Origin of the sequence: Azoarcus sp. DD4 (assembly GCF_006496635.1) — a bacterium.
In the GTDB taxonomy this organism is placed as follows: Bacteria; Pseudomonadota; Gammaproteobacteria; order Burkholderiales; family Rhodocyclaceae; genus Azoarcus.
Genome location: NZ_CP022958.1, coordinates 1,065,763 through 1,078,092 on the forward strand (window position 1 = coordinate 1,065,763; position 12,330 = coordinate 1,078,092).

Annotated in this window: 9 protein-coding genes; 4 read left to right on the forward strand and 5 right to left on the reverse strand. The window is 68.8% G+C overall.

Annotation, left to right across the window (positions count from 1 at the left end; all coding sequences use genetic code 11):
- Positions 1-12: 12 nt before the first annotated feature.
- The 4 genes from CJ010_RS05105 to CJ010_RS05120 all read right to left on the reverse strand — a co-directional run bounded on the left by CJ010_RS05105 (position 13) and on the right by CJ010_RS05120 (position 4,951).
- On the reverse strand, positions 13-1,221 hold the full coding sequence (locus CJ010_RS05105; protein ID WP_141017034.1) for an ABC transporter permease: 1,209 nt from the start codon (positions 1,219-1,221) through the stop codon (positions 13-15).
- Positions 1,218-1,931, reverse strand: coding sequence for an ABC transporter ATP-binding protein (locus tag CJ010_RS05110; RefSeq protein ID WP_141017035.1), 714 nt, complete (start codon positions 1,929-1,931; stop codon positions 1,218-1,220). The genes CJ010_RS05105 and CJ010_RS05110 overlap by 4 nt, the downstream gene beginning before the upstream one ends.
- Before the next feature lie 14 nt (positions 1,932-1,945).
- Positions 1,946-3,091, reverse strand: coding sequence for an efflux RND transporter periplasmic adaptor subunit (locus tag CJ010_RS05115; protein WP_141017036.1), 1,146 nt, complete (start codon positions 3,089-3,091; stop codon positions 1,946-1,948).
- Positions 3,092-3,217: 126 nt separating this feature from the next.
- Positions 3,218-4,951 carry a glutamine--tRNA ligase/YqeY domain fusion protein gene (locus CJ010_RS05120; RefSeq protein WP_141017037.1) on the reverse strand — a complete coding sequence of 578 codons (1,734 nt, stop codon included), beginning with the start codon at positions 4,949-4,951 and terminating at the stop codon, positions 3,218-3,220.
- A gap of 167 nt (positions 4,952-5,118) precedes the next feature.
- Here CJ010_RS05120 and CJ010_RS05125 point away from each other — a divergent pair, with 167 nt between their 5' ends.
- The 3 genes from CJ010_RS05125 to CJ010_RS05135 all read left to right on the forward strand — a co-directional run bounded on the left by CJ010_RS05125 (position 5,119) and on the right by CJ010_RS05135 (position 7,632).
- Complete coding sequence (locus CJ010_RS05125) at positions 5,119-6,393, forward strand: mechanosensitive ion channel family protein (protein WP_141017038.1); 1,275 nt, start codon at positions 5,119-5,121, stop codon at positions 6,391-6,393.
- 55 nt (positions 6,394-6,448) lie between these two features.
- Entirely contained in the window at positions 6,449-6,832 is a 384-nt protein-coding gene (gene crcB, locus CJ010_RS05130) for a fluoride efflux transporter CrcB (protein ID WP_141017039.1), read from the forward strand.
- Positions 6,833-6,957: 125 nt separating this feature from the next.
- Positions 6,958-7,632, forward strand: coding sequence for an OmpA family protein (locus CJ010_RS05135; RefSeq protein WP_141017040.1), 675 nt, complete (start codon positions 6,958-6,960; stop codon positions 7,630-7,632).
- A gap of 57 nt (positions 7,633-7,689) precedes the next feature.
- Here the strand turns inward: CJ010_RS05135 and CJ010_RS05140 are convergent, their stop codons facing one another.
- Positions 7,690-10,986 (reverse strand): DEAD/DEAH box helicase, encoded by a 3,297-nt coding sequence (locus CJ010_RS05140; RefSeq protein WP_141017041.1) that lies wholly within the window; start codon positions 10,984-10,986, stop codon positions 7,690-7,692.
- 228 nt (positions 10,987-11,214) lie between these two features.
- Between CJ010_RS05140 and CJ010_RS05145 the strand changes: the two genes are divergently transcribed.
- Entirely contained in the window at positions 11,215-12,315 is a 1,101-nt protein-coding gene (locus tag CJ010_RS05145) for a hypothetical protein (protein ID WP_141017042.1), read from the forward strand.
- Positions 12,316-12,330: the final 15 nt, after the last annotated feature.

A 12,330-nucleotide genomic window follows, 5' to 3' on the forward strand; every position in this document is an offset into this window, starting at 1 on the left:
GCCGTGCTCCCGCTAGCGCTTGGCCAGCGCCTGCACCGGGTCGAGCCGGGCGGCACGGCGGGCCGGCAGCACGCCGAACAGCAGCCCGGTGCCGAGCGCGGTGCCCAGCCCGGCGATCACCGCCCAGTCGGGCGGCCATGCCGGCAGCACGGGCAAGGCGAGGCGGATGGCCCAGGCGCCGAGCTGGCCGAGGCCGTAGCCGACGATCGCGCCGGCGATGGACAGCAGCGCCGCCTCGGTGAGGAAGGCCAGCCGGATGTTGCGGCCGGTAGCGCCGAGTGCCTTCAGCAGGCCGATTTCGCCGGTGCGCTGGGTGACGGCCACCAGCATCACGTTCATCACCAGGATGCCCGCCACCGCGAGGCTGATCGCGGCGATGCCGGCCACCGCCATGGTCAGTGCGCCGAGGATGCGGTCGAAGGTGCCGAGCACCGCGTCCTGGGTGATGAGAGTGACGTCGAGTTCGCCTTCGCGGCGGCTCCGCAGGATGTCTTCCAGCTGCTTCTGCGCCGGCCCCAGCGCTTCGCGGCTGCGCGCCTCGACCATGATGCGGAAGAGCGTGTTGGTGTTGAACATCGCCTGGGCGGTGGCCACCGGCACCATCACCAGTTCGTCGGTGTTGAGCCCCAGGCCCTGGCCGCCGGGCGCCATCACGCCGATGATGCGCAGCCGCGTGTCGCCGACGCGGACCATGCGGCCGACCGCCGGTTCGGAGCCGAACAGTTCGGCACGCAGCGTGTCGCCGATCACTGCTACCGCGCTTGCGCGATTGAGATCCTCGCGCGGCAGGAAGCGGCCCTGGGCGACGCTGTAGTGGCGGATGTCCACGTAGTCGGCGCTGGTGCCGAGCACCATCACTTCGCGCAGTTTGCCGCCTACCGCGATCTCGGAGTTGCCGACCGACAGCGGTGCCATGCGGCTCACCAGCGGCGCGCGCAGCAGTGCGCTGGCATCGTTGACAGTGAGGTCGCGCGGCGTGCTGGTGATGAAGCTGCCGGCGTTTACCCCGCCGGTCTCGTTGCGCCCCGGCAGCACGATGATGAGGTTGGCGCCGAGCGAGGCGAATTCGCCTACCACGTAGCGCCGCGCGCCGTCGCCCAAGGCGGTGAGCACCACCACGGCCGCCACGCCGATCGCCATCGCCAGCACCATCAGCGCGGTGCGCAGCGGGTAGCCGAGCGCGGCGCGGGTGGCGAAGCGCAGCGTGTCGGCGGGGGTCATGAGGCGGGCGCAGCGGCGGTCGTCATCGCTTCGCCGCGCAGGTCCTGCCGGAGCGCGCCGTCTTCCATCATCAGCCGGCGGCGGGCGCGGTTGCCCATCACCGGGTCGTGGGTGACGACGATCAGCGTGGTGCCGCCGGCGTTGAGCGCCTCCAGCAGCTCGGTGACTTCCTGGCCGGTGGCGCGGTCGAGGTTGCCGGTTGGTTCGTCGGCCAGCAGCATCGCCGGCTGCATGATGGTGGCGCGGGCGATCGCCACGCGCTGGCGCTGCCCGCCGGACAATTCGTCCGGGCGGTGGCCGGCGCGCGTCTCCAGGCCGAAAGCCTTCAAGGCGCGGGCGACGCGGGCATTGCGCTCGGCCAGCGGCATGCCGGCCAGCATCAGCGGCAGCGCGATGTTCTCGGCAGCGGTCAGGCGCGGCACAAGATGAAAGCTCTGGAACACGAAGCCGATGCGGTTGCGGCGGACTTCGGCCTGTTCGTCGGCCGACAGGGTGGTGACGTCGCGGCCTTCCAGTCGGTAGTGGCCGGCGTCGGGGCGGTCGAGCAGGCCGAGCAGGTTGAGCAGGGTGGACTTGCCGGAGCCGGACGGCCCCATCACCGCGACGTATTCGCCGGCCTCGATGGCGAGCGACACGTTGCACAAGGCGTGCACCTGGCTGTCGCCGAGGGTGAAGGTGCGCTCTATGCCGTCGAGCTCGATCTGCGCCATGGCCTGCGCTCCGCTCAGCGCGTGCCTTCGACGGTGGCGCGCGCGCCGGCCTTGACGCCTTCGCGTTCGAGCGAGGTGACGATGCGGTCGCCGGCGGCGAGCCCGTCGAGCACCTCGGTCTGTTCCCAGTTAGCAAGCCCGGGCTTCACCGTGCGTTCGGTGAGGATGCCGTCGCCGCCGAGCACCAGCACGCGGTTGCCTTCGCGGATGGCCGCGGTGGGAATGCGCAGCACGTCCTCGCGGGTGTCGAGCACGATCTCGACATCGGCGCTGTAGCCGACCAGCAGGCCGCGTGCTTCCTCGGCGTTGGCGAAGTCGACGTCGACCTCCACGGTGCGCGCCTGCTTTTCCACCGCGGTGATGTAGGGCGCGATGCGCTTGACCTTGCCGGCGAAGGTTCTGTCCGGCAGCGCCTCGAAGCTGATCCGTGCCGGCTGGCCGGGGTGGATCTTGGGGGCGTCGACCTCGTCCATCGGCGCCTTCACGTAGAGGCAGGAGTCGTCGATCAGGTCGATCGCCGGCGGCGTCGGCACGCCCGGGGGCGACGGGGTGGAGATCTCGCCGAGCTCGCCGGTGATCTTGGCGACGGTGCCGGCGAAGGGCGCGACGATCATGATCCGGTTGAAGTCGGTGCCGATCGATTCGAGCTGGCGTTCGGCCGTCTTCACGTCGGATTTCGCGCTGGCGCAGCTGGCGGCGCGTGCGGCGGCCTCGGTACGGGCCTTTTCCTCGACGCTGGCCGAGACGAAGCCGCGTTTCACGAGCGCGGCCTGGCGTTCGGCTTCGCTGTGTGCGTTGGCGGCTACGGTGCAGGCTTCGGTACTGCGCTGGCGGGCGGTGGCGAGCTGGGCTTCGGCGACGGCCGCGCGCGAACGCAGGTCGCCATGCCACAGCCGCATCAGCACCTGGCCGGCCTCGACGCGGTCGCCTTCCTTGACGCCGAGGTAATCGATGCGGCCGCCGGCAATGGTGGCGAGCTTGGTGCGTTGGCAGGCCTCCACCTCGCCGGCGCGGGTGTTGGCGACGCTGGCCTCGACCCGGCCGCGGCCGACTTCATGCACGACTACCGCCACCGGTTTGGGGCGGGTGAACCACCAGCCGGCGGCGCTGAGGGCGGCGAGGACGATGATGAACGGCAGCAGGCGACGGGCGAATGTCATGTCGGCGAGTGTATCAGCGAAGTCTGATCCATATGGCGTGAATGACCATGCCCGCGCCCCGGTTTCAGCCGCGGGCGGCGGGCCGTCGCAGCTGCGTGCAGACTGCTTGCCGCGCCAACCGCTCGCTCATTTTCCGCCCTTGGCCCAGGAGTCCTTCAGCGTCACCGTGCGGTTGAACACCGGCGCGCCGTCCATCGAGTCGCGGCGGTCGGCGACGAAGTAGCCGTGGCGTTCGAACTGGAAGCGTTCCTCCGGTTTGGCGGCGCGCAGCGCGGGTTCGAGCCACGCGCGGATGACGCGCTTGGAGTCCGGGTTGATGTCGTCGATGAAGCTGCGCTCGACGCCTTCGACATCGCCCTCGCGGCGCTGGCCCGGGTGCGGATGGGCGAACAGGCGGTCGTAGAGGCGGATCTCGGCGCCGTAGCCGTGGGCGGCCGATACCCAGTGCAGGTTGCCCTTGACCTTGTAGTTGTCGGCGCCGGGGGTGCCCGACTTGGAATCCGGCATGTACTCGGCGAGCACCGCGGTGATGTTGCCGTCGGCATCCTTCTCGCAGCCGGTGCACTTCACCACGTAGCCGTAGCGCAGGCGCACGGTGTTGCCGGGGTAGAGGCGGTGGAAGCCCTTCACCGGCGTTTCCATGAAGTCCTCGCGTTCTATCCACAGCTCGCGGCCGAAGGGCATGTCGCGCTTGCCGAGTTCGGGCTTCAGCGGGTGGTTCGGCGCCTGGCACAGCTCGGAGGCACCCTCTGCGTAGTTGGTGAGGATGAGCTTGAGCGGATCGAGCACCGCGACGCGGCGTTCGGCGGCCTCGTTGAGGTGCTCGCGCATGCATTCCTCGAGCGTGCTCATGTCGATCCACGAATCCGACTTGGTCACGCCGATGCGTTCGGCGAAGCGGCGGAAGCCCTCGGCGGTGAAGCCGCGGCGGCGGGCGCCGACCAAGGTGGGCAGACGCGGGTCGTCCCAGCCGTTCACATAGCCTTCGTCCACCAGCTGGATCAGCTTGCGCTTGGAGAGCACCACGTAGGTGAGGTTGAGCCGGGCGAACTCGATCTGCTGCGGCAGCGGGCGCGGGAAGTGGCCGGCCGCGGCGAGCGCGTCGAGCAGCCAGTCGTAGAACGGGCGCTGGTCCTCGAATTCGAGCGTGCAGATCGAGTGGGTGATGTTCTCGATCGCGTCCTCGATCGGGTGCGCGAAGGTGTACATCGGGTAGATGCACCAGTTGTCGCCGGTGCGGTGGTGGGTGGCCTTGCGGATGCGGTAGATCGCCGGGTCGCGCAGGTTGATGTTGGGGCTGGCCATGTCGACCTTCGCGCGCAGGATGTGCGCGCCCTCGGCGAATTCGCCGGCGCGCATGCGGCGGAAGAGGTCGAGGTTCTCGTCCACGCTGCGGTTGCGGTAGGGGCTGTCCTTGCCCGCTTCGGTGAGCGTGCCGCGCAGCGCGCGCATCTCTTCGGCCGACAGCGAATCGACGTAGGCCTTGCCCGCCTCGATCAGCGACTCGGCGCAGGCGTACATGATGTCGAAGTAGTCGGAGGCGAAGTAGAGGTGTTCGCGCCATTCGAAGCCCAGCCACTGCACCGCCTCGATGATGGAATCGACGTACTCCTGCTCTTCTTTCTCCGGGTTGGTGTCGTCGAAGCGCAGGTGGCAGGTGCCGCCGTAAGACTCGGCCAGGCCGAAGTTGAGGCAGATCGACTTGGCGTGGCCGTAGTGCAGGTAGCCGTTGGGCTCGGGCGGGAAGCGGGTCTCGACCCGGCCGCCCCACTTGCCGCTGCGGTTGTCCTCGTCGATGAGGTTACGGATGAAGTTGCTCGGGGCGACGGGGGCGCCGTCCTTGTTGTCGTTCGGGTTCATCGGTTCGTGAGATTCTGGAAGACGGCACTGAGCCGGGTTGCATGCGGATGGGCGTGATTGTAGCCGATGCCCTGTCCCGGCCGGCCGCCGGGGGTGCCGAACCTGCGTGTTTATAATGTTTGGCCGAATGAATGCCCGTCGTGGCCGGAAGCGGCAAGGAATCACGCATGAACGATGAACTCACCGAAGTGCTCGCATGGCTGCAAGGCCATCCGCTGACCTACACCTTGGCTGCGCTCGCCGGCCTGGTACTGACCGCCTGGCTGGCCAACTGGGTGACGCGCCACATCCTGCTGCGCGGCCTGCGCCGGCTGGTCAGCGCCACGGCGCTGGCGAAGAGCCCGGAGCTGACGCCGCTGGGCGTGATCGGCCGCCTGGCCAACGTGGTCCCCGCCCTGGTGCTGGCGATCGGCGTCAGACTGGTGCCGGGGCTGCCGGCCGCCGTGGCGACGGTGGTGGAAAACGTGGCCAGCGCCTTCATCGTGCTCACGGTGGCGCTGGCGCTGTCCGGCACGCTCAACCTTGTGAACGCGCTCTACCAGCGTCGGCCGGACGCCCATCTGCGGCCGATCAAGGGCTACATCCAGGTGGTGAAGATCGCGGTCTATGTGATCGCCGCCATCCTGGTGGTGGCCAGCCTGGTCGATCGTTCGCCGCTCATCCTGCTGTCCGGCCTGGGCGCGATGGCGGCGGTGCTGCTGCTGATCTTCCAGGACACGCTGCTGTCGCTGGTGGCGAGTGTGCAACTGAGCTCCAACGACATGGTGCGCGTCGGCGACTGGATAGAAATGCCGCAGTTGAACGCCGACGGCGACGTCATCGACATCGCGCTGCACACGGTGAAGGTGCAGAACTGGGACAAGACCATCACCAACATCCCGACCAAGCGGTTGATCTCCGATTCTTTCCGCAACTGGCGCGGCATGCGCGAAGCCGGCGGGCGGCGCATCAAGCGCAGCCTCTTCCTCGATCAGCAGAGCATCCGTTTCCTCACGGACGAGGAACGCCACCGGCTCGACCGCTTCGCCCTGCTCGACGGCTACCTGCCGGCCAAGGAGGCCGAGCTGGAAGCCTGGAACGCCAGCCTGCCGGGCGGCGAGCGCGACATCGTCAACCGCCGCCGCGTCACCAACATCGGCACTTTCCGCGCCTACGTGGATCGCTACCTGCGCAAGCATCCCGGCATCCATCAGCAGATGACGCTGATGGTGCGCCAGCTCGCGCCGACGTCGGACGGACTGCCGCTGGAGCTCTACTGCTTCACCAACACCACCGCCTGGGTGGCCTACGAGGGCATACAGTCGGACATCTTCGACCACCTGCTGGCCATCCTGCCGGAATTCGGCCTGCGGGTGTTCCAGCATCCCAGCGGCGCCGACATGCGCGCGCTGGGCGAGCACCTGCCGGCGCTGAGCGGCGTGCCGGCCCCCCCGGTTTTGTGACGCCGGGTTACAGGCCTCGGCTAAACTGCGGCGGCTGAATCATTCCGGAGGGGTAATGCACGCATCCGCTTTCCTGGCCGTCGGCGGCGGCGCTGCCGTCGGCGCCTGGCTGCGCTGGGGTTTGGGCGTATGGCTCAATCCGCTGTTCGCGGCGATGCCGCTGGGCACCCTGGCCGCCAACCTGATCGGCGGTTTTCTGATGGGGCTCGCATTGGCCGTGATCCAGGCCTGGCCGGCGCTGTCGCCGGCCCTGAAGCTGCTGCTGACCACCGGCCTGCTCGGCGGGCTGACCACCTTTTCGACCTGGTCGGCGGAAGCTTTCCATTTCGTTCAGCGCGGCGCCTGGGGCTGGCTGACGCTGCACCTGCTGGCCCATGTTGCCGGCTCGGTGCTGATGACCTGGGCGGGGTACAGCCTCTTCAACGCGATGCGCGGCTGAGGTCGCGGCGGCCTTCAAGCTTTGTTGCATTCGGCCGGCAGCATTTGGTGCCGGAGCGTTCGAGAATCTATGCCCCGACCCGTGGTCGAACGAATCGCAATGAACAAGAACGGAGGCCCGCTGCCATGAAACGCATCATCATTTCCCTGACCTGTTTGTCCCTTGCCACCGCCGGCCTGAGCGGCTGCGCCGGCATGAACGAAACCCAGCGCGATACCGGAACGGGCGCCGCCATCGGCGCGGTGGCCGGTGCCGTGCTCGGTGCGGCGACCTCGGGCAAGGGCAACCGCGGCGAAGCCACCGCCATCGGCGCGGCGGCCGGTGCGGCGATCGGCGCCGGTGGCGGTTACCTGTGGTCCAAGCGCATGCAGGAACAGAAGGCCGCGATGGAGCAGGCCACCCAAGGTACCGGCGTCAGCGTGTCGCAGACCGCCGACAACCGGCTCAAGCTCGACATCCCGAGCGATATCTCCTTCGATACCGGCCGTTACGACATCAAGCCCAACATGCGGCCGGTGCTCGACCGCTTCGCCACCAGCCTCAACCAGCACACGGTGACTTCGGTGACCATCATCGGGCACACCGACAGTACCGGCAGCGACGCGGTGAATAACCCGCTGTCGGTCAATCGGGCATCGGCGACGCGTGACTACCTGGTTGGGCGCGGCGTGGCGTCCAGCCGGATTGCGATCGACGGTCGCGGTTCGCGCGAGCCTGTCGCCGACAATTCGACCAGCAGCGGCCGGGCGATGAACCGACGCGTGGAAATCTTCGTCGCGGAGCCTGCCGCGGCACGCTGATCGGCTGCGCGCAGCACACCCACGGCCCGGTGGAGAAATCCTCCGGGCCGTGGGCGTTTACGCTTCCGGCAGCGGCGCCAGCAGCGCGGCGATGTCCGATTCGCCGAATTTCGCCAGCGCGTTGGCGTCTTCCGACAGGACGCCGGCGGCGAGCGCGGCCTTTTTTTCCTGCAGGGCGAGGATGCGCTCTTCGATGCTGCCGGCGCAGATCAGCTTGAACACGAACACCGGCTTGTCCTGGCCGATGCGGTGGGCGCGGTCGGTGGCTTGGTTCTCGGCCGCCGGATTCCACCACGGGTCGTAGTGGATCACGGTGTCGGCGGTGGTGAGATTGAGGCCGACTCCGCCGGCCTTGAGGCTGATCAGGAACACCGGCGCGCGGCCCTTCTGGAAGTCCTCCACCGGGATGCGGCGGTCGCGGGTATCGCCGGTGAGCGCCACCCAGCCGATCTTCGCCTTGTCCAGCTCGGCCGCGATCAGCGCCAGCATCTGGGTGAATTGCGAGAACACCAGGATGCGGCGGCCTTCGTCGATCAGCTCCGGAAGCATGCCCATCAGCAGGTCGAGCTTGGCGCGTTCCTTGACCTTGGCGGCTGCCGCGGTGGTTTTCAGCAGCCGCGGGTCGCAGCACACCTGGCGCAGCTTGAGCAGGGCGTCGAGGATGACGATCTGGCTGCGCGCGTAGCCCTTGGCGGCGATCTCGTCGCGGATCTTGCCGTTCATCGCGGCCCGCACCGTCTCGTAGAGGTCGCGCTGGCCGCCTTCGAGGCCGACGCTGCGCACGATCACGGTCTTGGGCGGCAACTCCTTGGCCACGTCCTCCTTGCGTCGCCGCAGGATGAAGGGCTTGAGGCGGGCGGCGAGCAGGTCGCGGCGCACGGTGTCGCCGTGTTTCTCGATCGGTGTGCGCCAGGTCTTGACGAAGTGCTTCTGGTCACCGAGGAAGCCGGGCAGCAGGAAATCGAACTGCGCCCATAGTTCGCCGAGGTGGTTTTCCAGCGGCGTGCCGGTGAGGCCGAGGCGATGGCGCGCCTTCAGCTGACGGATTACCTGGGCGCCCTTGCTGGCGACGTTCTTCACCGTCTGCGCTTCGTCGAGGATGAGCAGGCTCCATTCACGTGCCTGCAGGGCTTCGGCGTCACGCCACAGCAGCGGATAGGTGGTGATGGCGACGTCGATGCGTGACTTGCGCTTGCCGGCATCGAGCTGCTCGAAGAGGCCGTGGCGGTCGCTGCCGTGCAGCTTGAGCACGCGCAGGTCGGGTGTGAAGCGCTCGGCTTCGGCTTGCCAGTTGAACACCAGCGAGGTCGGCAGGATCACCAGTGCCGGCCGGTCCAGCCTGCCGGCCTGCTTGAGCGCGAGCAGGTGGGCGAGCGTCTGAGCGGTCTTGCCCAAGCCCATGTCGTCGGCCAGGATGCCGGCGAGATCGTTGCGGACAAGGTGCTGCAGCCAGGCGAGGCCTTCGAGCTGGTAGGGCCGCAATTCGGCGCGAAACCCCGCCGGCTGCGCCACCGCGGCCACGCCGCTGCTGTCGCGCAGACGGGCGGCGTAGGCGGCGAGCGTGGCGGCGCCGCGACCGGGCAGCGCGAGTTCGGCCAGCCGCACCGAGTCGAGCCGCGACAGCCGCAGACTGGGGCCGGCAGCGTGGTCGAAGAGATCCACCAGCGCGCGCACCAGCGGCTTGAGGCGTCCGGCCGGCAGGCGCAGGCGGCCGAGGATGTCGTGGTGCAGGATGACCGGTTCGGTATCGGCGATGCGCTCCAGACCGCCGGACAGCCAGCGCGGGTCCTGGGCGAAAAGCTCGGCGAGCAGCGGTGCCAGCGCCAACCGGCGGCCTTCGACCTCGATGCCGGGCGAGATGTCGAGCCAGCCGCCTTCGCCCTCGTCGACGTCGAGCAGCAGTTCGTCGATGTCGATCGCGTGGTGGCGGAAATCCTCCGGCATCTCCACCGCCCAGCCCTCGGCGCGCAGCGCCGGCACGTCCTCGGCGGTGAAGCGCGCCCAGTCGGACTCGCACGCCAGCCCGAGCATGTGGGGCGGGGCGCCGGCATAGCCGGCATGCACCTTGGCAGGCGCGACCTTGGCGAAGCCGGCGTGGGTCAGCCGCCGGGCAGCGGCCGCTTCGGCCGGGTGGTCGCGCGTCAGGCGCGCGCTGCGGCCGTCGTCGAGTACGTGGAAGAGCGCGGTGTCGGCCGCCTCGACGGTGAGCGGGCCATAGCGGAAGGCCAGCGTGGCGTAATCGAAGCGGGTGACGCCGTAGGCCGGGTAGTCGCGGAAATTGACACTGTAGACCGGTACGGTGCCGATCCGCAGCACCGGCACCGGCTTGCCGTCGAGCTTGAGCGGCGGTTCGCCGGTGGCGAGCGGGGCCGGCAGCTGGGGGGCAAGATCGTGCAGGGCGTCGGCGACGAGTTCGGCCTCGGTCGGCGTCAGCGGCGGCAGGCGCAGCAGGCGCACGATCTGTTCGACGGGGGCCTCCAGCGTCACAGGGCCGGCAAGGCCGGTGGCGCGGTCGACATACCAGGGCGGTTGCAGCGGTAGCACGCAGTCGGCCGGCGGCGTCAGCTTGAGGCTGGCGGCGCGCAGGCCTTCGCGGGTGGTGTGCCACTCCGGTATGCCGGGGCGGGATCCGCCCGCGTGGAGCGCGGGCTTGTCGAGCGCATCGAGGTGGGCGCGGCCGCTGGCGACGAGCTTGTCGAGCAGGGTGGCAGCGTGGCGGCCGTCTAGTGGCAGGGCATGCGGCAGATGGCGGCCACGTGGCCGCTGCGCCCATAGCAGACCAAGGATGTCGAGGTCGACATCGTCGATGAAGGAGGGCGGCGCCTCGAAGGCGCGTTCGAAGTTGGTCCAGCTCTCGGCGCCGCGGATCTGGCCGTGCTTGTCGAGGCGCACCTTGTGGCAGCTCACCAGGTATTCGCCGCTGCCGGCGTGCTGGATCAGATAGCGCAGGGCGTGGACGGCACTGGCCGCCTTGCGCGCGCGCGCTTCTTTTTCAGCGGGCGGGGCAGCGGCTTCGCGAAAGGCGTCTATCCAGGCCAGCACCTGCTCGCGCGGCCGCTCCGGGCCCTCGCGGCGGGCCAGCCAGGCGAGCAGGGTGGCGGCGACGTGCTTGCAGCTGTCGCCCACCGGGCAGGTGCAGTGCGACAGCAGGAAGGGCCCGCGCCACGGGTCCGAGCGCACTTGTGCGGTCACGGCATAGGGCGTGGCGCGCGTGCCGCGCACGCGGGCATGCAGGATGTCGCCGCTGCATTCGAGCTGCGAGACGGCGGGCAGGTAGGCGCGGCCCTTGTCGACTTCGTGCTGGCCTAGCCAGCCGATGATGTCGGCTTCGGTGTAGCTGTCGGGTGAGGTCATTCGGCGGAAAGCGGATTTCGATGATCCCGCCGCTTGCAAGCGGCGGGATCGATACGTCAGCCCGCCAGTTTAGCCGCATTGGGGGGCTGACGTCCGCGCTGCGCGCGGGAATGCGCGCTTGCCTGTCTTGCTTCGTACCCCCGGGGTGGGGCGGCTGGCTTGACAAGCCTTGCCGCTGAAGTATACATCGTGTGTATATAAACGTTTATATACATGAGGTGTATAAGAATGCAGCCGATCGACTGGCACTTTCCGCGCACCGGGCTCGCTTCCGATTATCTCGAGAAGCTCTTCGATCAGGGCATTGCGCGGCTGGCCTTCTTCGGGCGGCGGCGCATCGGCAAGACCGAGTTCCTGCAACGCGACCTGCTGCCCGCGGCCGAGGCCAAGGGCGTAGTGCCGCTTTACTGCTCGTTCTGGGAGAACAAGGATCAGCCGCATCTGGCCTTTGCCCGTGCCTTGCAGGCGGCCATGCCGGAAAGCCGCTGGAAGCCGAAGCTGCGCCTGGGTTTCTCAGCCGGACTCGATCTCAGCGCCGAGGTGGAACGCGCCGATCGGCCTCAGGCGGCGCCGCCCGACCAGCTCACGGCCGTCGCCGGGTTGTTCGACGCCTGGGTGCGCCACCTCGGTGGCCGCGGCGCGCTGATCGTGCTCGATGAAATCCAGCATCTCGCCACGTCGGCCCAGTTCGCCACCTTCGCCGCCTCGCTACGCACCTTGCTCGATACGGCGCCGTCGACCATGCGGGTGGTGTTCACCGGCTCGTCGCTGGCCGATCTGCAGCGCCTGTTCGAAGACCAGCGCGCCCCCTTCTTCAATTTCGCCACGGTGCTCGACTTCCCGCCGCTGGAGCGGCCCTTCGTCGAGCATCTGGTCGCGATCCACCGCCACATCACCGGTCTCGCCTGCGACGGCGACGCCTTGTGGGCCTTGTTCGAGCGCGTCGGCCGCAACGCCCAGCTGGTCACCGGCCTGGTCGAGCGCATGGTGCTGCTGGCCACCGACGACTGGCGCCTGGTGTGGGCGCAGATCGAGGAAAGCCTGGTGGGCCAGGACGGCTGGTGCGAGCGCCTGTGGGCCGGACTCGCGCTGTCGGACAAGGCGGTGTACCTGCGCCTGCTGGAAGGCAGGGATCTGTTTTCCGAAGAGTCGCTGGCGATCTACTCGCGGCTGGGTTTTTCCCGCGGCGTCGCCCAGCAGGCGCTGCGGCGGCTGGTCAATCGCAGCCTGCTGTACCGGCAGGGGCATGGCGAGTACCTGCGGGTGATGCCGCTGCTGGACGAATGGCTGAAGGGCCGCGGGCTGAATTCGGAAAGCTTGCCGGCGTAGGTTTGGTGCGCGGAC

Excerpts from the sequence above, each read along its gene's own strand:
- CJ010_RS05135 (WP_141017040.1), top strand. The coding sequence starts at position 6,958 with ATGAAACGCATCATCATTTCCCTGACCTGTTTGTCCCTTGCCACCGCC.
- CJ010_RS05125 (WP_141017038.1), top strand. The coding sequence starts at position 5,119 with ATGAACGATGAACTCACCGAAGTGCTCGCATGGCTGCAAGGCCATCCG.
- CJ010_RS05145 (WP_141017042.1), top strand. The coding sequence starts at position 11,215 with ATGCAGCCGATCGACTGGCACTTTCCGCGCACCGGGCTCGCTTCCGAT.
- CJ010_RS05115 (WP_141017036.1), bottom strand. The coding sequence starts at position 3,091 with ATGACATTCGCCCGTCGCCTGCTGCCGTTCATCATCGTCCTCGCCGCC.
- CJ010_RS05140 (WP_141017041.1), bottom strand. The coding sequence starts at position 10,986 with ATGACCTCACCCGACAGCTACACCGAAGCCGACATCATCGGCTGGCTA.
- CJ010_RS05120 (WP_141017037.1), bottom strand. The coding sequence starts at position 4,951 with ATGAACCCGAACGACAACAAGGACGGCGCCCCCGTCGCCCCGAGCAAC.
- crcB (WP_141017039.1), top strand. The coding sequence starts at position 6,449 with ATGCACGCATCCGCTTTCCTGGCCGTCGGCGGCGGCGCTGCCGTCGGC.
- CJ010_RS05110 (WP_141017035.1), bottom strand. The coding sequence starts at position 1,931 with ATGGCGCAGATCGAGCTCGACGGCATAGAGCGCACCTTCACCCTCGGC.
- CJ010_RS05105 (WP_141017034.1), bottom strand. The coding sequence starts at position 1,221 with ATGACCCCCGCCGACACGCTGCGCTTCGCCACCCGCGCCGCGCTCGGC.